15 protein-coding genes, 4 tRNA genes and 1 pseudogene are annotated in these 20,209 nt (G+C 42.4%); 1 reads left to right on the forward strand and 19 read right to left on the reverse strand.

The genetic code is table 11. The features are described 5' to 3' along the window. Positions 1 to 162: 162 nt before the first annotated feature. The 16 genes from PSI23_RS03870 to gpt all read right to left on the reverse strand — a co-directional run bounded on the left by PSI23_RS03870 (position 163) and on the right by gpt (position 15,175). Positions 163 to 239 (reverse strand) — tRNA-Arg (locus PSI23_RS03870). Between the two features lie 76 nt (positions 240 to 315). Further along, positions 316 to 392 (reverse strand) — tRNA-Arg (locus tag PSI23_RS03875). A 77-nt stretch (positions 393 to 469) separates the two neighbouring features. Continuing rightward, a tRNA-Arg gene (locus PSI23_RS03880) sits at positions 470 to 546 on the reverse strand. 10 nt (positions 547 to 556) lie between these two features. Then, positions 557 to 649: transfer RNA gene (locus tag PSI23_RS03885), tRNA-Ser, on the reverse strand. Between the two features lie 491 nt (positions 650 to 1,140). After that, positions 1,141 to 1,326 carry a carbon storage regulator CsrA gene (gene csrA, locus PSI23_RS03890; protein WP_010845367.1) on the reverse strand — a complete coding sequence of 62 codons (186 nt, stop codon included), beginning with the start codon at positions 1,324 to 1,326 and terminating at the stop codon, positions 1,141 to 1,143. A 243-nt stretch (positions 1,327 to 1,569) separates the two neighbouring features. Next, complete coding sequence (gene alaS / locus PSI23_RS03895) at positions 1,570 to 4,197, reverse strand: alanine--tRNA ligase (protein ID WP_273553844.1); 2,628 nt, start codon at positions 4,195 to 4,197, stop codon at positions 1,570 to 1,572. Between the two features lie 334 nt (positions 4,198 to 4,531). Next, the gene (recA, locus tag PSI23_RS03900) at positions 4,532 to 5,608 is read right to left on the reverse strand and encodes a recombinase RecA (protein ID WP_273553845.1); all 1,077 of its coding nucleotides are present in this window, start codon (positions 5,606 to 5,608) and stop codon (positions 4,532 to 4,534) included. A gap of 102 nt (positions 5,609 to 5,710) precedes the next feature. Continuing rightward, the gene (gene pncC, locus PSI23_RS03905; RefSeq protein ID WP_273553846.1) at positions 5,711 to 6,214 is read right to left on the reverse strand and encodes a nicotinamide-nucleotide amidase; all 504 of its coding nucleotides are present in this window, start codon (positions 6,212 to 6,214) and stop codon (positions 5,711 to 5,713) included. 25 nt (positions 6,215 to 6,239) lie between these two features. After that, a complete protein-coding gene (gene lplT / locus PSI23_RS03910) occupies positions 6,240 to 7,436 on the reverse strand; it encodes a lysophospholipid transporter LplT (RefSeq protein ID WP_273553847.1) in 1,197 nt (398 codons plus the stop codon). A 4-nt stretch (positions 7,437 to 7,440) separates the two neighbouring features. Continuing rightward, positions 7,441 to 9,594: a bifunctional acyl-ACP--phospholipid O-acyltransferase/long-chain-fatty-acid--ACP ligase gene (gene aas / locus PSI23_RS03915; RefSeq protein ID WP_373567278.1), complete on the reverse strand. Its 2,154-nt coding sequence runs from the start codon at positions 9,592 to 9,594 to the stop codon at positions 7,441 to 7,443. A gap of 123 nt (positions 9,595 to 9,717) precedes the next feature. Next, positions 9,718 to 10,248, reverse strand: coding sequence for a shikimate kinase AroL (gene aroL, locus PSI23_RS03920; protein WP_273553849.1), 531 nt, complete (start codon positions 10,246 to 10,248; stop codon positions 9,718 to 9,720). 179 nt (positions 10,249 to 10,427) lie between these two features. Beyond that, positions 10,428 to 11,681, reverse strand: a complete 1,254-nt coding sequence (gene proA / locus PSI23_RS03925) for a glutamate-5-semialdehyde dehydrogenase (protein ID WP_273553850.1) — start codon at positions 11,679 to 11,681, stop codon at positions 10,428 to 10,430. Positions 11,682 to 11,734: 53 nt separating this feature from the next. Then, a complete protein-coding gene (gene proB / locus PSI23_RS03930; protein ID WP_444876145.1) occupies positions 11,735 to 12,838 on the reverse strand; it encodes a glutamate 5-kinase in 1,104 nt (367 codons plus the stop codon). Positions 12,839 to 12,978: 140 nt separating this feature from the next. Beyond that, positions 12,979 to 13,380, reverse strand: a complete 402-nt coding sequence (gene crl / locus PSI23_RS03935; protein ID WP_273553852.1) for a sigma factor-binding protein Crl — start codon at positions 13,378 to 13,380, stop codon at positions 12,979 to 12,981. A gap of 70 nt (positions 13,381 to 13,450) precedes the next feature. Beyond that, positions 13,451 to 14,698 (reverse strand): esterase FrsA, encoded by a 1,248-nt coding sequence (gene frsA, locus PSI23_RS03940; protein ID WP_273553853.1) that lies wholly within the window; start codon positions 14,696 to 14,698, stop codon positions 13,451 to 13,453. Between the two features lie 15 nt (positions 14,699 to 14,713). After that, positions 14,714 to 15,175 (reverse strand): xanthine phosphoribosyltransferase, encoded by a 462-nt coding sequence (gene gpt, locus PSI23_RS03945; RefSeq protein WP_092518735.1) that lies wholly within the window; start codon positions 15,173 to 15,175, stop codon positions 14,714 to 14,716. Between the two features lie 264 nt (positions 15,176 to 15,439). Between gpt and pepD the strand changes: the two genes are divergently transcribed. After that, positions 15,440 to 16,900 (forward strand): beta-Ala-His dipeptidase, encoded by a 1,461-nt coding sequence (pepD, locus tag PSI23_RS03950; protein ID WP_273553854.1) that lies wholly within the window; start codon positions 15,440 to 15,442, stop codon positions 16,898 to 16,900. 59 nt (positions 16,901 to 16,959) lie between these two features. On the opposite strand, the gene dinB is transcribed toward pepD, so the two are convergent. The 3 genes and pseudogenes from dinB to fliB form a co-directional block, all read right to left on the reverse strand. After that, on the reverse strand, positions 16,960 to 18,015 hold the full coding sequence (dinB, locus tag PSI23_RS03955) for a DNA polymerase IV (protein ID WP_273553855.1): 1,056 nt from the start codon (positions 18,013 to 18,015) through the stop codon (positions 16,960 to 16,962). A gap of 234 nt (positions 18,016 to 18,249) precedes the next feature. Then, a pseudogene (locus tag PSI23_RS03960) lies at positions 18,250 to 18,656 on the reverse strand (IS6 family transposase); the annotation flags it as partial. 92 nt (positions 18,657 to 18,748) lie between these two features. Further along, positions 18,749 to 19,981, reverse strand: a complete 1,233-nt coding sequence (fliB, locus tag PSI23_RS03965) for a flagellin lysine-N-methylase (protein WP_306309508.1) — start codon at positions 19,979 to 19,981, stop codon at positions 18,749 to 18,751. Positions 19,982 to 20,209: the final 228 nt, after the last annotated feature.

Genomic DNA, 20,209 nt, shown 5'->3' on the forward strand with positions numbered 1-20,209 from the left:
CTAAAAGTTTACTTTATATGAAAGAAGCCAAGTTGTCGCTGATTACATAGAGGTAGCAACACACTACCGATTAAATTGCAAACAAAAATAATAAAGCAAATATTATGTTTAAGCGGGAATAAAAAAGAAAAACCCCTGCCTTAATAAGGCAGGGGTTTAAGATGGTGCATCCAGGAGGATTCGAACCTCCGACCGCTCGGTTCGTAGCCGAGTACTCTATCCAGCTGAGCTATGGATGCGTTGTCGATTTTCTATTTCTGGTTATCGTCTGATTTCCAGAATTTAAACATTATGACGTAATCACAGTGTTGAATATGGTGCATCCAGGAGGATTCGAACCTCCGACCGCTCGGTTCGTAGCCGAGTACTCTATCCAGCTGAGCTATGGATGCGTTGTCGATTTTTTTATTTCTGGCTATCGACCGATTTCCAGAGTTCAAACATTATGACGTAATCACAGTGTTGAATATGGTGCATCCAGGAGGATTCGAACCTCCGACCGCTCGGTTCGTAGCCGAGTACTCTATCCAGCTGAGCTATGGATGCATTATTTAAATGGCGGTGAGGGAGGGATTCGAACCCTCGATGCAGCTCTTAACCACATACTCCCTTAGCAGGGGAGCGCCTTCAGCCTCTCGGCCACCTCACCTTTTTCTTTAAGGTCGTAAACTATATATTCACGCTTTAAAACTTGCAGCTTAGAAGTTTTTACTTCTTAGCTTTCAGAACCTTTACCTCTGAAACTTACTCAGAAGCTTTTCTTCAAGCTCTTCGTCGCTGCGATGGCGCACATATTACTTTCCCTGTCTGATAAGTCAAACAATTTTTCGAAACTTTTTTTCTTTTGCGCACTTAACACGCAAAATGTTTGGTTTAGCATCTAAAGGGCTGTTTTATCAACAGTGAAATCATCTAAAAACCATAAAGTTTACGAAAATGATTATTCAACATAATGGCCTCATGAACGATGCCTTTTCAACAGATAGAAAATAAAAAGACGTGAGAGAATAGAATCAAGGTATCAAAAAGAGATAAACGCAATAGATTTACAGAACAGGGAAGTAAAAAAGAAAGAGAAAACAGAAAGAAAAAAGCAGAGTAGCGCCCAAGTATTAAAAAAGCATGGACGCCATTCTTGAATTAAAAAGTTGTAGGCTGAGATTTCTCTGCCTGAATCCGTTGATAAATTTCTTCACGGTGAACAGAAACTTCCTTGGGCGCATTTACACCAATGCGAACTTGGTTGCCTTTAACTCCCAGTACTGTGACTGTTACCTCATCGCCTATCATGAGTGTTTCACCAACTCGACGAGTCAGAATAAGCATTCTTTGCTCCTTGAAAATTTAAAAGAGTCGGGTCTCTAGGTTTCCCCGCTATTATCCATCAAACACCGTGAAAACGTAAAGCAATGATATCTACTTAAAGTATAAGTAGTTTTGAACACATTCCTATATCTATAGGATAGCTAAAATATAAGTATGTGCCCAACATTTCAACAATTTCACAACAAAAAACATTCGGCACCATAAAAAAGCTTTCATGGTGCCGCAGCTTCACGGCAATACCAACTATAACCGCAATGTTACCCACTCTTCTACACTAGCTAATGCGGAAGGAAGAGCTGCTACATCAGTCCCGCCAGCCTGAGCCAGATCAGGGCGCCCTCCTCCTTTACCTCCAACTTGTTGGGCAACAAAAGAGATTAAATCTCCTGCTTTTATTCTAGCAGTCAAATCCTTCGTTATACCAACAATTAGGCTGACTTTATCACCAGTCACTGTAGAAAGCACAATAATTGCTGATCCCAATTGATTTTTTAGATCATCAACCATCGTTCTGAGCACTTTCGGCTCTATATCACCTAACTGTGTTACCAGTAGACGAACACCTTGGATTTCCTTGGTTTGACTCGCCAAAGAGGAGCTTTCCTGAGCTGCTTGCTGAGATTTCAACTGTTGCAACTCTTTTTCCAATTGCTTCGTTCTGTCCAATGTCGTTTTCACTTTCTCATTCAGGCTACTGATATCACCTTTCACCAGATGAGCAATGTCTTGCAGTAAATCAGCCTGCTGATAGATAGAGTTTAACGCTGTTTGCCCCGTAATGGCTTCAATACGACGAATTCCTGCTGCTGTACCTGATTCACTGGATATACGGAACAGCCCAATATCACCTGTACGACTCGCATGAGTACCACCGCATAGTTCGGTAGAAAAGCCTCCCATGCTGAGTACACGCACCTTTTCGTCATACTTCTCGCCAAACAGTGCCATGGCACCATTGGCTTTTGCTGCTTCCAGCTCCATCAATTCTGTAACAATTGGTGAATTTTTGCGAATCTCTTCATTCACCAAGTTTTCGACTTGACGGATCTGTTCTGGCTTCATGGCTTCAAAGTGAGAGAAGTCAAAGCGCAGGTACTTATCATTTACCAAAGAACCTTTCTGGGCAACGTGTTCTCCCAAAATTTGACGTAATGCCGAATGTAACAGATGAGTCGCCGAGTGATTCAAACGGATCGCATCTCTACGTACCACATCAATTTCAGCATTAATTGTATAATTAACGCTCAAGTTACCGCTTGTCAATTTGCCAATGTGTCCAATTGCCTGAGCATATTTTTGTGTATCGAGGACTTCAAATACACCATTGTCATTCAACAATTTTCCAGTATCACCAACCTGTCCACCAGATTCAGCATAAAAAGCGGTTTTATCAAGGATAACAATCGCTTCTTCACCAGCATGAATTTGCTCAACAGCTTGACCATTGCGGAAAATAGCGATAACTGCAGCTTGCTGTGAATTATGTTCATAGCCACAGAAATCACTGCGCCCATCAACTTTAATCAATTCATTGTAATCTGTGCCAAAGCCACTGGATTCACGAGCGCGGCGACGCTGGTTTTCCATCGCTGCATCAAAACCTGCTTCATCAACTTTGATATTACGTTCGCGACAAACATCCGCAGTTAAGTCAATAGGGAAGCCATAAGTATCATACAAACGGAAAGCGGTTTCACCATCAAGAATAGCACCCGATAATTTGGCCAATTCTTCATCCAGAAGTTGCAAGCCACGTTCCAAAGTACGAGCAAACTGTTCTTCTTCTGTTTTCAATACCTGCTCAACCAAGGCTTGCTGCTGTTTCAGCTCTTCACCAGCCGCGCCCATGATTTTGATCAGTGGAGCAACCAATTTATAGAAGAAGACATCTTTCGCTCCCAGCATATTACCATGGCGAACAGCACGGCGAATGATACGACGAAGTACGTATCCACGGTTTTCATTGGATGGAATAACACCATCACAAATCAAGAATGCACATGCACGGATATGATCCGCAATAACACGCAAAGATTTATTGTTAAGATCCGTTGCTCCTGTTACTTCTGCAACTGAAGCAATCAGATTTTGGAATAAGTCAATTTCATAGTTTGAGTTAACGTGTTGCAAAACTGCGGTGATACGTTCCAAACCCATGCCAGTATCAACAGAGGGTTTTGGCAATGGTTCCATCGTGCCATCAGCATGGCGATTGAATTGCATGAAAACGGTGTTCCAAATTTCAATATATCGATCACCATCTTCTTCTGGGCTGCCTGGAGGACCTCCCCAAATATGCTCACCGTGGTCGTAAAAAATTTCCGTACAAGGACCACATGGCCCAGTATCTCCCATTTGCCAGAAATTATCTGACGCATATGGAGCACCTTTGTTATCGCCTATACGAATAATTTTTTCTGCCGGAACGCCAACTTCTTTATGCCAAATGTCATAAGCTTCATCGTCGGTCTCATAGACAGTAACCCACAGTTTTTCTTTTGGCAGATTAAACCACTCTTCGCTGGTCAGCAACTCCCATGCGTATTTAATTGCATCTTGTTTAAAATAATCGCCGAAACTGAAGTTACCCAGCATTTCAAAGAAAGTGTGGTGACGGGCCGTATAGCCCACATTTTCTAAATCGTTATGCTTACCGCCAGCACGAACACAGCGCTGAGCCGTTGTTGCTCTAGAATAAGGTCTATTATCCAATCCAAGAAAGACATCTTTGAACTGGTTCATCCCTGCATTGGTGAACAACAATGTTGGATCATTGGTTGGCACCAACGAACTACTTGGTACTATCTGGTGCCCTTTAGTATGAAAAAAGTCAAGAAACGCTTGACGGATCTCAGCGGTGCTTTTGCTCATAATTGTCCCGAAATCAAGCTGAAAATACAGATTTATGAATGGTTGAGGTGGTATATTGCATCACCATTTCAACTCACGAATAAATTAAAATAGGGTTAAGATAGAGTGTCTTCCATAAGAAGTAAAATCCCATATAAATCCATTCGCTTTTCAGCATTGTAATTCGTCTGGGGATTTTCTGAAAGTCTGTTCATTACACCTGTTTCGATACGCTTATTTCAAGGATGTTTATTTCTCTCATAAAAACAAAAAACCACACCCGATATGAATGTGGTCTTTAAAAGCCTATTTGGCTCTGTATTGCAACTAAATATGGAAATTGAATGAAAAGTAATTAAAACTCTTCGTTATTCACTTCTTCGCCGTTGTCTTCAAAGTCTGCCACGTAATCCGCAGCGGCGCTATTAAAGCCGCCTGTCTTGTTCAACAACAAGTCACGTAGTTTCTTATCCAGCTCAGATGCAATTTCTGGATGCTCTTTCAGGTAGGTAGTGGCATTGGCTTTACCTTGCCCAATTTTATCGCCATTGTAGCTATACCATGCACCTGCTTTTTCCACCATTTTGTGTTTAACACCCAGATCGATCAGTTCACCAAAAGTGTTAATGCCTTCACCATAAAGAATTTGGAATTCGGCCTGCTTAAATGGTGCAGCAACCTTATTCTTGACTACTTTCACACGTGTTTCACTACCAACAACTTCATCGCCATTTTTCACCGAGCCAGTACGACGAATATCCAAACGGACAGATGCGTAGAATTTCAGCGCATTACCACCAGTGGTCGTTTCAGGGTTACCAAACATCACGCCAATTTTCATACGAATCTGGTTGATGAAGATCAGCAGGGTGTTCGAGTTTTTCAAATTCCCCGCCAGCTTACGCATAGCTTGACTCATCATACGTGCAGCCAGCCCCATGTGAGAGTCGCCGATTTCGCCTTCAATTTCTGCTTTTGGTGTTAATGCTGCAACAGAGTCAACAATAATCACATCAACAGCACCAGAACGTGATAAAGCATCACAGATTTCCAGTGCTTGTTCACCAGTATCAGGCTGAGAACACAACAGATTATCAATATCTACGCCCAGTTTTTTCGCATAAACCGGATCAAGGGCATGTTCGGCATCAATAAAAGCACAAGTTCTGCCTTCGCGCTGAGCAGCAGCAATTACTTGCAATGTCAGTGTTGTCTTACCGGAAGATTCTGGCCCATATATTTCAACAATACGGCCCATTGGCAAACCACCTGCACCCAATGCAATATCCAGTGACAGGGAACCGGTAGAGATCGTTTCAACATCCATTGAGCGGTTTTCACCCAAACGCATGATGGAACCTTTACCAAATTGTTTCTCAATTTGGCCCAGCGCTGCTGCTAGTGCTTTCTGTTTGTTTTCATCGTTAGCCATGTTTACTCCTTCGCAAGCAATGAAGGGGCTGCCCCACTGCTGATAAACTGTTTCTGATACCAAGTGCTGTATGATTATACTGTATAATCATACAGCATCAAGCTAATTTTTTATGATTTCTTCCAACAAGGTTTTTAAAGAAAAAATGACGGCTTGTAGACGCACGATATCGCGATCACCTGAAAAATGCTGGCGATATGTCACCGTCTGTATGTCTTCATCAACATGAAAGGCAAATCCAAACCAAACTGTACCAGTTGGTTTTTCTTCACTTCCACCATCCGGCCCAGCAATGCCACTGACAGCAACAGACACATCAGCTTTAGCGGCTATTAATGCCCCTGCGGCCATTTCTTTTACAACCTGTTCACTTACCGCACCGAATCGTGCCAATGATTCTGGTGAAACACCCAGCATTTCATGTTTAGCATCATTACTGTAAGTCACGAAACTACGATTAAAATAGGCCGAACTTCCCGCAATATCTGTGATCACTTTAGCTATCCAGCCTCCTGTACATGATTCTGCACAAGTCACGGATAATTTTCTCTGTTTTAATCTCTTTCCGAGTTCAATACTAAGCTGATTCAGGATTTTTTCATCCATAACAGGCCTTCAATTCTATAAGAAATTAATTTTTCCGAAGCAGATCCCAAATCCATAGCCCCCCAATTGCCAAAGAAAGCAAAATACCAAAACTAATGCCGACAGCAACAACCGGCGCTTCCAACATCACGGAAATTGAATACAGCCCCAGCATTACCAGCATGGCACTGTTTTCGCCAAGATTTTGCACAGCAACGGCTTTACCTGCTCCCATCGCATGCTTTCCATGCTCTTGCAGCAATGCATTTAATGGAACGACAAAAAGCCCACCAAACACCCCGAGGACAATCAGAATTAAGTAGGAAAATACTATTGATTGCTGAGTAGCAAAAAGAATGACCATGAATCCAATTAAGATCCCCGCTGGCATACAGCGACGAACAGTTTTCAATGTAATAAACCGCGCAGCCAAACCTGCTCCCACAATGATACCAATAGCAACTACAGCATTCATCAATGTTGGGGTCGTATTGCTATCAATCCCCAGAACAACAGGAACCCATGCAACCAACAGGAAGCGCAGCGTGATACCGGCTCCCCAAAATAAACTCGTGCCCACCAGTGAAAATCGTGTTTCCTGATTACGCCAGAGTGAAACACAAACCGCTATGAAATCCACCAGCATTTTTTTGGGATTCCAACCCCTACCTTCACGAGCTGCCGCCAGACGAGGTATATAGAAATTGGACACGACTGCGGCACTATACAACAAGGCACAAAGCCCCAATGCCGATACCAAACTCACATCAGAAAGGAAACCACCAGCGACTGAACCAATCAGGATAGCTGCAATGGTCGAAGCTTCCATCATGCCATTGGCTTTTACCAACCGCCCACCATCAGTCAATTCTCCCAAGATCCCATATTTAGCGGGAGAATAGGCAGCAGCCCCAATTCCCACTAAGGTATATCCTAGGAAAGGATTCATATCGATACAAATGCTGATGGCTCCAAGCAATTTGACACCATTAGAAAAGAGCATGACACGCCCTTTTGAAAAACGATCAGCGATTTGCCCCACAAAAGGGGCAAGTGCAATATAAGTCAGGACAAAAACAATTTGCAGGACTGGCCAGCTCCATTCGGGATAAGACTCCGCCTTCAATTGAGCTAAAATGGTAAAGAACAGCGCATTGTCAGCAAAAGCAGAGAGAAATTGCGACACCAATACTGCTTTCATTCCTCGATTTAACAGCGGTTGTGTCTCCATAGTGCCATTCATTTCCCTACTCCTGTTCAGCCATTTTTCTCAATGCGACAAAATCCGGTTTGCCACTGCCAAGCAAAGGAAGTTGCTTCACATAACGAATATTTCGTGGAACCGACAACTCAGGCATTCCCATTTCGCGAGCCACTCCCAGCATTGCATTTCTATTTAGATTTGCATCTGTTGTGAATAATACCAGCGCTTCACCTTTGCTTTGATCACTCTTGGCTGTAGCCGCATGCAGCGCATCATTAGAAACGCGAAAAGCTATTTGTTCCACCGCTTCGAGAGAAACCATTTCTCCCGCAAGTTTGGCAAATCGTTTCACACGCCCTTTGATCGTACAGAAGCCCTCTTCATCAATAGAAACAATATCTCCGGTATCGTACCAGCCAATTTGATTGTTTCCTTCTGCGTCTTCCGCAGATGGCGGCTCCAGACGATTAGCTGCTTCAACCCGCAGATAGCCCTTCATGATATTCGGTCCACGTAGCTGTAAGCGGCCGCCTTCTTCAATACCCTGTACTGGCAGAAAACGAGCTTCCATACCCGGTAAGATCCGCCCAACTGTTCCTGTTTTTGCCGCCATCGGCACATTGATTGCTACTACAGGAGCACATTCCGTCACCCCGTAACCTTCTAGAATACGGATACCAAATTTATCCTGCCAAACACGTTTTGTGTTTTCTGACAATTTTTCTGCTCCGGCAACCACATAGCGCAGACGGGAAAAATCATAAGGATGAGCAAAACGAGCATAATTGCCCAAGAAAGTCGAAGTTCCGAATAACACGGTACAGTTACGGTCATAGACCAATTCAGGCACAACACGATAATGTAACGGGCTTGGATAAAGAAACACGCGGCTGCCCGTCATTAACGGAGTAAATAAACCAACTGTCAGGCCAAAGGCATGAAACAGTGGCAAAGAAGACATAAAGCGGTCCAGCGGAGTAAAATCAGCAATCGTTTTTATCTGCTCAACATTCGCCAGTAGGCTGACATGGCTGTGGACAACGCCTTTTGGTGCACCTTCTGATCCTGATGTAAACAGGATCAATGCATCATCATCCGGTTTTTGCGAGGCCAAAATAGCTTTGGAAGGGAAAATCAAATGCCACAATATCCAAAGTTTATCTTCCCGAGTGATCGTATCTTTTAAATCTTCGAGATAGACCCAATTAGCCTCTGTCACCTGTTCTGGCAGATGGATTAATTGTCCTTTTTCCAGAAATTGGCGGGATGTTACGATAGTTTTGATGGTTGCCGCCTGCATGGCATTCTTAATGCCGTTGCTTCCTGCCGTATAGTTAAGAAGGGCCGGTACTCGCCCTTTTAACGAAGCTCCATAGGTGGCAGCCGCCATCACAGTTGCATTCGGCAACAGCAGACCAATTCGTTCACCTTTTTGTGTAAAGCTCTCTAAAATTCTGCTGACACCCAATATTTTTTTCAATAATGAGTGATAGCTATCTTCTTTAAAGTTCACATCCTCAATGCAGGGCTTAAAGCGGCCAAAGCGTTTTTGCGCAGTAAGGTAAGCGCTAAACAATGTCTCCTTTGGACGTGTCTGCATTCTCACGTCCATCATAATGGCATGGAGGTGTTCTCCTGCTAAACGGCGGCGTGTTGTTGAATCAGGTGCATCCGGCATTGGCAGATCAACGGCAGGTAAAATCTTGATGGTGATTTTCGGGAACCAATGTAACTTCATAATTCCTTTTAACCGACCAAAAACCGTTTGTTCTGCACCATCAATTCGGATTGGGACTACTTTTGCTTCTGATTTCGCGGCAATAAAAGCGGCACCATCATAAATTTTCATGAGGGAACCGGTCACAGTGATCCTTCCTTCAGGAAAAATCACAATCGGGCGCCCTTTATCCACTTCTTTAACCAATGTTCTGACTGCCATTGGATTGGTAGGATCTAGAGGTACGACATCCGCATAGGTCTTAATAAATTTAAGAAAGCTGCAGCTCGCAATATTAGAATAGATCGCGAATACAGGCTTTATCGGCAAGAATAGCCCAATTAACAGGCCATCCAGAAATGAAATATGATTGGGAGTAATAATACATTTAGGGTGTTTTAGCTGTTTATCATCCCCTTCAACTGTAACCCTAAAGAGAACACGAACAAGTAGCCGAATAAAATTTAAGAGCATATCCATATCTCAAATATAATTAAATAAAATTAAAGTGAGTCAATAGAATGATACTATAATTTGTATAAGCAATCTGATATATAAGATTTCCCTGCTAAATAAAAAATAAACTTAAAAGTTCTTAATATATCAAATTAGCTTGTTTTGCTGGTTTAAAATATAAGATTTAACACAAGATACAATATCTTCTGTTGCAAGATTAGCATCGACAATAAAATCAGCACACTCTTGATATAATGATTCTCTTTCAACCAATACTTCTTCAATTTCTTCTATGATGGACTTTCCTGTTAGGCTAGGACGCTGTGAATTCTCTGGATTGAGTAATAGCCGTTTACCCAAAACTTCTGCGGGTGCCTGTAAATAAATCACAATGCCATTTTGTTGCATATATTGGCGATTCTCAATCGACAATACAATTCCCCCACCTGTTGAAATGACACTTTCGCTCTGGCTAACCGCTTGCAACGTTTGGCTTTCCAATTTTCTGAAATATTCCCAGCCATATTGTTGAACAAGCTCGGCAATCGTCATTTCACTAACAGTCTGAACACTCTCATCGGTGTCAATAAATTTATACGACAATGCTTCAGACAACAACTTACCTATTGTCGTCTTCCCTGCACCGCGTGCACCTACGATGAATAGAGTTTGTTTCATTTCATTGTTTTCCCGAAGAGTTTATAAAATTAAGCCTAAATATAAAGTATAGTAACTAAATATTTACACTAGTGTAAAAAGATATTTTTGATGGAACAATTTGGTGGAACAAAAAGTCACACTTACAATTAAGTGTGACTCAATATAGTTTGACAAATTCCAATTAAAGTAAAATACGGTTAACTGCGAGGTAAATAATTACCATAACCAATCCACTTATACGTTGTCAGTGCATCAAGCCCCATTGGGCCTCTGGAGTGTAATTTCTGGGTACTGACAGCCACTTCAGCTCCCAAACCAAATTGTCCCCCATCGGTAAAACGAGTACTTGCATTCACATATACTGCTGCTGAATCCACATGGCGCACAAAGTGATCAGCCTGCTGCAAAGAATCTGTCAAGATCGCATCAGAGTGGGCAGTGCCATAAGTACGAATGTGCTCAATAGCTTGCTCAATACTACTAACAACTTCCACATTCATATCCAAAGATAACCATTCATCACAGTAATCATCTTCTGTCACTTCGACGACGGTTGCCGGTCCATCTCCCAACCATGCCATTGCTGATTTACTTGCATGCAATGTCACTCCCAGCTCTTTCATTTTGATACTCAAAATGGGCAGGAAATCAGTCGCTATCTTTTCATGTACTAATAACGTTTCCAGTGAATTACAGGCACTTGGACGCTGAACTTTCGCATTAGTAATTATTTCTAATGCTTTTTCAACATTGATGGTTTCATCCACAAACGTGTGACAAACACCAATGCCACCAGTAATCACAGGAATAGTTGATTGTTCCCGGCACAATTTATGTAATCCGGCCCCACCTCGAGGGATCAACATATCGACATAGCGATCCATTTTCAGTAATTCAGCCACTAATTCACGATCTGGCTTATTAATAGCCTGAACCGCAGCAGTCGGTAAGCCACTTTGTTCCAATGCCTGTTGTATGACTTTAACCATCGCCTGATTAGTATGATGGGTTTCTTTGCCACCACGAAGTATCACAGCATTACCTGTTTTCAGGCACAAAGATGCCACATCAATAGTAACATTGGGGCGAGCTTCATAAATCACGCCAATCACCCCTAAAGGAACTCGGCGACGGCTCAATTGCAATCCACTATCCAATAATTGTCCATCAATGACTTGCCCTACAGGATCAGCCAGACGGCAGACTTGGCGTACATCATTGGCAATCGCATTCAGTCGTTCAGGCGTCAGTAATAACCGATCGAGCAGCGCTTCATTCATTCCCTGTTCACGGGCTTGCCCCATATCTTGCTGATTGGCAGCAAGGATGACTTCAATTTCTGCTTCCAACAAATCAGCAATATGATTCAACGCTTGGTTTTTCTGGTTGGTACTTAATTGTGCCAACTGCCATGATGCTGCTTTAGCTGCTTTTCCCATCTGCTCTAGCATGGTGAAATCCTTAACTCACGATCAATTATGATCTCTCAATTACGATTAATTCATTAAATTACGATCAAATCGTCACGGTGAACCGCAACAGCGCCATATTCATAACCCAATATCTGGCTAATTTGCTGTGAATGATGGCCTGCAATCAAACGTAAAGCATCACTGTTGTAACGGCACACACCATGAGCCAAATCTTTGCCCGATAAACTGCGGATGCAAATAACTTCACCTCGGGAAAAATCACCTTTAACGTTTTTGATCCCTTTTGGCAGCAACGAGCTGCCTTTTCCGGTAATCGCCGCTTCTGCACCATGATCGACGATGATTTCCCCCGCCGGAGGCGCACCAAAGATCCAACGTTTGCGGTTTTCCATTGGGCTAGTCAGTCCATGAAAACGTGTTCCAACCGGTTTTCCTTCAATAACATCAGCAATAACATCCGACCTGTTACCCGCAGCGATAATAACATCAATTCCAGCACGTCCAGCCACACCGGCGGCCTGAAGTTTTGTCGCCATCCCCCCCGTGCCTAAACCGGATACACTGTCCCCAGCCATCATTTTCAGCTCATCACTGATGTCATGTACTTCAGAGATCAATTTTGCATCAGGGTTACTGCGAGGATCTGCAGTATAAAGTCCTTCGATATCTGTCAGGAGCAATAATTTATCTGCACTGCCCAAAATCGCTGCCAGCGCAGAAAGATTATCATTGTCACCCACTTTAATCTCTGCTGTCGCAACGGCATCATTTTCATTAATAATGGGAACAATGTGATTATCAAGCAACGCCTGAAGGGTATCCCTTGCATTCAGGAAGCGCTCACGGTCTTCCAAATCCGCCCGGGTCAGAAGCATTTGCCCGACATGAATACCATAAATCGAGAAAAGCTGCTCCCACAATTGAATCAGACGGCTTTGTCCAACGGCTGCCAGCAATTGTTTTGATGCAATAGTTGCCGGAAGGTCAGGGTATCCCAAATGCTCGCGTCCAGCGGCAATCGCACCAGAAGTCACAATAATAATGCGGTGACCTTTTTCATGTTGTTGAGCACATTGACGAACCAGCTCCACAATGTGGGCACGATTTAAACGACGAGAGCCACCAGTCAATACACTCGTCCCCAGTTTCACAACCAATGTTTGGCTGCCATTCATCATATTTCTGCCATTATAATTAATTTAAAAAACAAATTTGGAAAACAAATTTGAAAAAACAGTGCTCAGTTTTAACAGGAGAGAAGCGTTATGCCAACTGACATAACGCAAAATTTAAAAAAAGTAGGTTAAAAGCAGAATCATGCCATAACTTGTGTTTGAAGAGTGACGGTACTCTCTGATGGGATCAACGTAAGCTTGAGAGTATCAAAAGAATCGACCAAACGTTTGTGGAATGCCTGCAAAGTTGATTCAAGGTGCTCAAGATCGGCCTTTTTTTTGATATTCATGGCATGCCATTCACCATTTTTATCAAATAATCCTATCTGATAGTTATAAACAAAACCTTGACCTTGCTCTTCTAACTCTAACCACCACCCCCAAAATTCACGTTTTTCTGGCACCGCTTTTGCACTGACACAAACCGCTAAACAGTCAAAGAAAAAATAACCATTTTTGCACTTTAATTCACGTAAATACGGCCCTAATGCAGAAAAACTCTTCAACAACCTATTTTTAGAATAACTTGCAGATAAAGTCATACAAAGGTCTCCTTATTACAGAGCACCTTTGTATCAAATGATTAAAAAATATCAAGTAATAAATTTAGTTTTATAAAACTTTATCTTTCAACCATACACTTATTTCGTGTAATGCCTTATTGAAACCACTATAAACTGATGTAGCAGGAATAGCCCGCAATGAACCATCCATTGATGACATGGCAATTAGCTTCGAGTCTTTCCTTGGGCTAAAAATATCACCTTCCCAATACACCGAAAGCATGGGCACAGTACAACGACGCCCCAACAGCCCTTGGTTTTTTAATGAAAAGCAACTCAGTTCTGAACGTAATCTTTCTTCATCAACGTGATAAATACCCAAGCGACTGGCCAATACGTCAATATACATTGACGGAATTTTCTGCTGTAATTTTTCATCATGCAGTAATTCATGAACAATCGGGCCTATCACCGATACTGCTTTAATAAGTTTCGGTTCCAGATAGGCAAGGCGAACAGCGATATTCGCACCAAAACGAAAACCAAATACACCGATACGGGTATGATCAATCCATGGCACGCTATGCAATTGTTGCAGAATTTGTTGATGAAGTGCGCAAGTATCTTGCGTCAATGTGAATTTAGCGGAGTAACCAACGGAAGGCATATCTACCGTTAACATTGCAAATCCAAGAGGCGAAAAGTGTTCCCGGAATAACCGCCAACAATCACTCTGTACATTATCAAGGCTGGCACAAACTAATATCGTCGGACAAGGTTCCTGTATATGAGAAGGAAGGTGCAATAATCCAGTAACACTTTTGCCCTCTTCCAGCCGGAATTCCAATTTTTGCAATTTATGCCCAGAAAAATGCGCTGCGTTTTCATAGGATTTATTCGCCAGCGCAGTTGCCTGATCGGCCAATTCATCACCGCGTAAATGAGGATAAGCGGCAATACTGTATAACGTTGCGGCCTTTAACCAACATACACCGGCTTTTTCTGCATCCTCAGTCTGCAATGCTTCCTGTTGACAATACATTGCCTTCTGAGACCACTCAAATGCCCAGTTTCCTTTACGATAGCCGATCACAGTATCCAACAAATATTCAGTACTGCGCTCGGCATCCGTCACGGCAATCCGACTAAGGACGTCTTGAATTTCCAGCGGATTTACTCCCCTCCAGATCCAAGCGAGCCAATTAATCATTCGATACCAACACTCGCGGCGCTCCCCACCAAGCATACTATTACCGCCAGTGATAGACTGTAGGCGAGTATATTTCACCAGTGTAGAGGTCTCACGATGTTTAAATCGAGGCTTAAACAACGATTCTGAAAGGTTTTGTTTAGTCATAACAAAAGAAGAATCTTACTGCTTATCACAAATAGGTGGAACGAACATTACTCCCATATCCCATGGCTGTTCAATCCATGTATTTTGGGGAATATCAACGACATAATCATCTACAAGAGGACGACCGGCGGGCTTTGCAAAAATCGTTACAAAGTGGGCTTTCGGATACATTTCACGGATTGCCTGAGCAGTGCCTCCAGTGTCAACCAGATCATCAACAATGATGAAACCTTCACCGTCACCTTCCGCTTTTTTCAATATATTCAACTCGCGCTGATTATCGTGGTCATAGCTGGAAATGCAGACAGTATCAACATGGCGAATTCCTAATTCACGAGCCAGTAACGCCCCCGGCACAAGACCGCCACGGCTGACGGCAATAATACCTTTCCATTGCTCTACAGGAAGTAAACGCTGTGCCAATTGACGGGCATGTATTTGCAACATATCCCACGTTACAACATATTTTTCACTCATAAAATTTGATCCTGGAAACTAAAGAATATTTCAGAAAAGTGTTTTTTTTTGCGGAAAAAAGGTTGCGCGAGATTATAGTGATTTGAACAGACAAAAACCAGTAAAAACAAGGTAAGCCCTCATTCTCACAGCACATTGAAAGCAATAAAATGATATTCTCAGGCATAACATGGACATTAGGACAACGCAGATAACAATAAGCGCCCTAATGTGTCAAACATTACCATTTTTATCTCACCAAAATGTAGTTACAGGAGATTCGCCGTGTCCGAATTATCAACATTATCCCCTCAACTATTATGGGATATTTTTGCCCAAATCTGTTCCATTCCTCATCCTTCCTACCATGAAGAAGCGCTGGCATCCCATATCATTGAGTGGGCAAAAAGCAAAAATTTCCATGTAGAACGGGATGAAGTCGGCAATATTTTGATCAGAAAGCCCGCTTCAAAAGGTATGGAAAATCGCAAGACGGTCGTACTTCAAGCGCACCTAGATATGGTTCCGCAAAAAAATAACGATACCCAACACGATTTCACACAAGACCCTATCCGCCCTTATATTGATGGTGAGTGGGTTACGGCTGATGGTACAACTCTGGGAGCTGATAATGGTATCGGCATGGCTTCAGCGCTGGCAGTATTAGCTGACGAATCCATCAAACACGGTCCATTGGAAGTTTTACTGACCATGACCGAAGAAGCAGGTATGGATGGTGCATTCGGTCTGAAATCTGGCTGGTTGCAAGCCGATATTCTGATCAATACTGATTCAGAAGAAGAAGGCGAAATCTACATGGGTTGTGCTGGTGGTATTGATTTTGTCACAACCTTGCAACTGTCCCGCGAAACTCTGCCAGATAATTATAAGACTCTGCAACTGACTATTAAGGGATTAAAAGGTGGTCACTCTGGTGGTGATATTCATCTGGGATTAGGTAATGCCAACAAATTACTGGCCCGTTTCCTAGCCGCGCATGTCGATGAATTGGAACTGAAATTAATTCACCTGCAAGGTGGAACCCTGCGCAATGCCATTCCTCGTGAAGGTTCTACCGTGATTGCTGTTCCTGCCGATAAAGTCGAAAAATTATATCAATTGAAAGACAACTATCTGGAAACATTGAAAAACGAATATGCTGTCGTTGAAAACAATCTCACTCTCTTGTTGGATGAAACCGAAGCATCATCACAAGCACTAACAGCGGATTGTCAGACTCTTTTCGTATCCATGCTAAATAGTATGCCTAATGGCGTTATTCGCATGAGTGATGTCGCCAAAGGTGTTGTAGAAACTTCGCTGAACGTAGGCGTTGTAATAATGGATGAAGAAAAAGTTGAAGTTATTTGCCTGATTCGTTCACTGATCGAAAGCGGTAAAGTTTATGTTGTTGAAATACTGAATTCTCTGGCAACACTGTCCGGAGCAGAAACAGTAGCGAGTGGCAGCTATCCGGGCTGGCAGCCTGATGCCAATTCTCCAATCATGCATTTAGTTCGCGAGACTTATCATCAATTATTCGATAAAACTCCGAATATCATGGTGATCCACGCAGGTTTGGAATGTGGTCTATTCAAAAAACCGTATCCTGATATGGACATGGTTTCTATCGGCCCAACCATTCGAGGTGCTCATTCCCCTGATGAAAAAGTTCACATTAAAAGTGTTGGTCAATATTGGCAGTTACTCACTGCAATTCTAAAAGCTATCCCGGCTAAAGAATAAGCCTATATTGTCTCTCCCCTGCCATCTGCTTGCGGGAGAGATTTCATTTACACTTTACTTTACCACTCCAATAAGAGCTGGCGTTCCAGTTGTGGATTTTGTAATGTCACATGTAGCCCAACCAACCTGACTCCTCGCCCTTCCCTGCGTGTTTCCCAAGCTTGTTTTGCTACCTGAATCAGATCGAGTTTATCCAACACAGGATGGACGTGTTCCTGTGTCGTCAATTGAAAATCGTCAAACTTTAATTTGATACCTTGACGGGCAATACGGAGATTGGATTTTACTTTCTCCAACCGTTTTTCCAACTCAGGATAAAGTTTTTCAATCAGTTCAACGCATTCATGCCATTCATGAATATCCTGAGCCAACGTTTTTTCCACCCCAACAGATTTGCGCAAACGTTCTGGCGTAATCAGCCGCTCATCAATGCCGTGGCAGCGTTCCCAAAGTGATAAACCAAACTTACCTAAATTTTTTATTAATGCCAGCTTATCGTAATGTTGAACATCAAAGCAGGTTTCCAACCCCATGTCTGACAAACGCTTAGCCGTAACTTTTCCAACGCCGGGAATTTTGCATAATGGCAGTAACTTAACAAAAGTCTCTACCTGCTCAGGGGAGATAACATATTGCCCATTGGGTTTATTGATATCAGAGGCTATCTTGGCTAAAAACCTGACTGGCGCCACACCGGCAGAAGCCGTTAACTGCAATTCATCAAAAATTACCTGACGAATTTCTTGAGCAATCAAAGTGGCAGAACCGTGACAATAATGGCAATCCGTCACATCCAGATAGGCTTCATCCAAGGAGAGAGGCTCAATCAACTCAGTGTAACGGGAAAAAATTTGCCGGATATGTTGAGAGACTTCTTTATAAAGCGCCATTCTACCGGGAATCACTTTCAATTGAGGGCAAAGTTTTAATGCCATGGCTGTGGACATCGCACTATGTACTCCAAAACGACGGGCGAGATAATTTGCCGTACTAATTACCCCCCTTCGATCAGCACTCCCTCCTACTGCAATAGGAATATTGCAGAGTGATGGATTATTTCGCATTTCAATGGCAGCAAAAAAGCAGTCCATATCAATATGAATAATTTTTCGCATCTGATCTCCCATGCCAAAGCACTATATAAACACAAGGAACTGTATATATATACATAAATGAATTATGAAACTCTAGCTAATTTTTCAGCAAAACTTCAACGAGTTAATTTCTTGGAATACAAATATAGTTTTGTATACCCACTTAACTTGAAGATGCAGGCTTCAGGATTTGAAAATTATCATTTAATCGGCAAACAAGTTCTTTCACTTTTTCTCGGAACGTGACATTAAAAAGATGAATCGTGGGATCTGCCACAGCTTCACGTTGTTTAAAATTTTCCCGAGAAAGTGGCATGCAGATTTAGTGTTACGGCGTGGGGAGAGATAAAAATCAATTGCATAGCCCCTGCTACCCAATGCACGATACAGATAAGCCCATCAGCCATTGACGACTTTCGTGTACGTTTCGTCAATATACCATGAACAAAGGTCGGAAGGATTGCGCCAGTACCAGAGCAAACGCTTCTCTATTTCAGGTGCATAATGTTGAACCCAGCGGTAAATCATGGTGTGATCGACGTTAACGCTGCGTTCGGCCAACATTTCCTGAAGCTTACGATAGCTAATGCCATATTTGCAGTACCAGCGGACGACCCATAAAATGATGATACCAGTGAATGACGGCCTCTGAATGGGTTTATGATGTTGTTCCTCGGACAAGATGACTCAACTGAGCGTATCAACTACCGGAGCTTTACAACAGTGCCATATAACTTTAGCCATCCAACGCCTATCAATTATCTAATAAACAAATACATGCCAATGCATCGCTCATCTGATACTGTTCCATCAACGTCAATAAATCATCATTGATGCCAAGGATATGCATTTTCATGGAAAAATAAGCACTGAACATCAACTGAACGTCTTTTTCCGTCACCACCCGTTTTTCCACAACTGCGAGCGCCGATAAATTGGTGCGTAGATAGAAATAATCCATCACCAATAAACTAAAGTGCGTCAAGGCATTACGTTGCCCTTTCGCATCCCCATTAAAATTTGAAATATGCGGGAACTGGCTGTGATAAAGCAGATAAGAAAATAGATTACGTAACACACTCGGTTCCTTCATACAGGAGTCCTGTGTCAGCAAATGCCATGTCTCCCGTAACCGAGCCATATTGTTTTCCGTTCGTTTCTGCGTTTGGTTTTCATCCAATCCCAGTTGATTAAGCGTATTCACATACGTGGATAACAAGAAGTCACTGCCACGTGATAGCTCATAAATAAATTTACCGTATACGCCTAATACTGCGGTCTGAAATGCCACCGGATGCGGTAGCTTACGCCGCTTTTCTGTTAGTTCACCATTCTGTAAAGCAGCCAGTAAAAATTCGAATATCTCCTGAATTCGATCGAAATTTGCTTCTATCTCAAAATTGACTTTATTCAGAAAAATCAGCAATTGCATGGCGGCATAAAGATTATCATCAAATTGCGGTGACGACGCTTGAATGAGATTTAGACACCAAAGGTAAACAAGGTATTGAGGATCGGTCAAATCCGATTTTTTCGGTGCTTTCGTCAGGTAATGGTCTTCTTCTATCAGTTGCATCGCATCCGCTGAAAAAAGAAGTTGCCGGATAACTTCAGGACAAGATAAGGAGAGACATTTGAATGTTACATTACTGTACTCAACTTCACTACGCGGATACTCCCGACATGTATCACTCATCGCCGAAGAACCGAGCTTGCAATAAATATTGCATAGCCGCTCTTCTGTCAGAAACGGGCAGGCTTTTTGCTCATTTAAACGGATATAGGCATAGTTTCCTTTTTTCTCCGATTTCAGTACATATGCCTGTGCGATTTGTTTGATTTCGATGCTGTCGGCATGGTGATATTTTTTATATGTTTTTTTATCCACACTGATGAACCAATCCTGGCAGCAATGTGAAATACAATCAGAACCGACACACTGAAAGCGTTTAATAAACATCGGCGTGATGATTTTATGAATGAACATGATAGCGAGAGCTCGTGATGAATGTATACATCAGGGTAGCACGTAGGATTATCTCGGAATGGACGAAAAAACTGAGATTTATTGTAGTTATTACCGCATTAAATCATCTCACCCTGTAACAGTGACCAAAATTATCGTACCACAACAGTTTCAATATAGCAGTGACATAAATACATTTCATATATACCATTACCGAAATTTATCAATAAACACGGTTATTAATAAATA

It is taken from the genome of Xenorhabdus yunnanensis (assembly GCF_028598805.1).
Taxonomy (GTDB): Bacteria; Pseudomonadota; Gammaproteobacteria; order Enterobacterales; family Enterobacteriaceae; genus Xenorhabdus; species Xenorhabdus yunnanensis.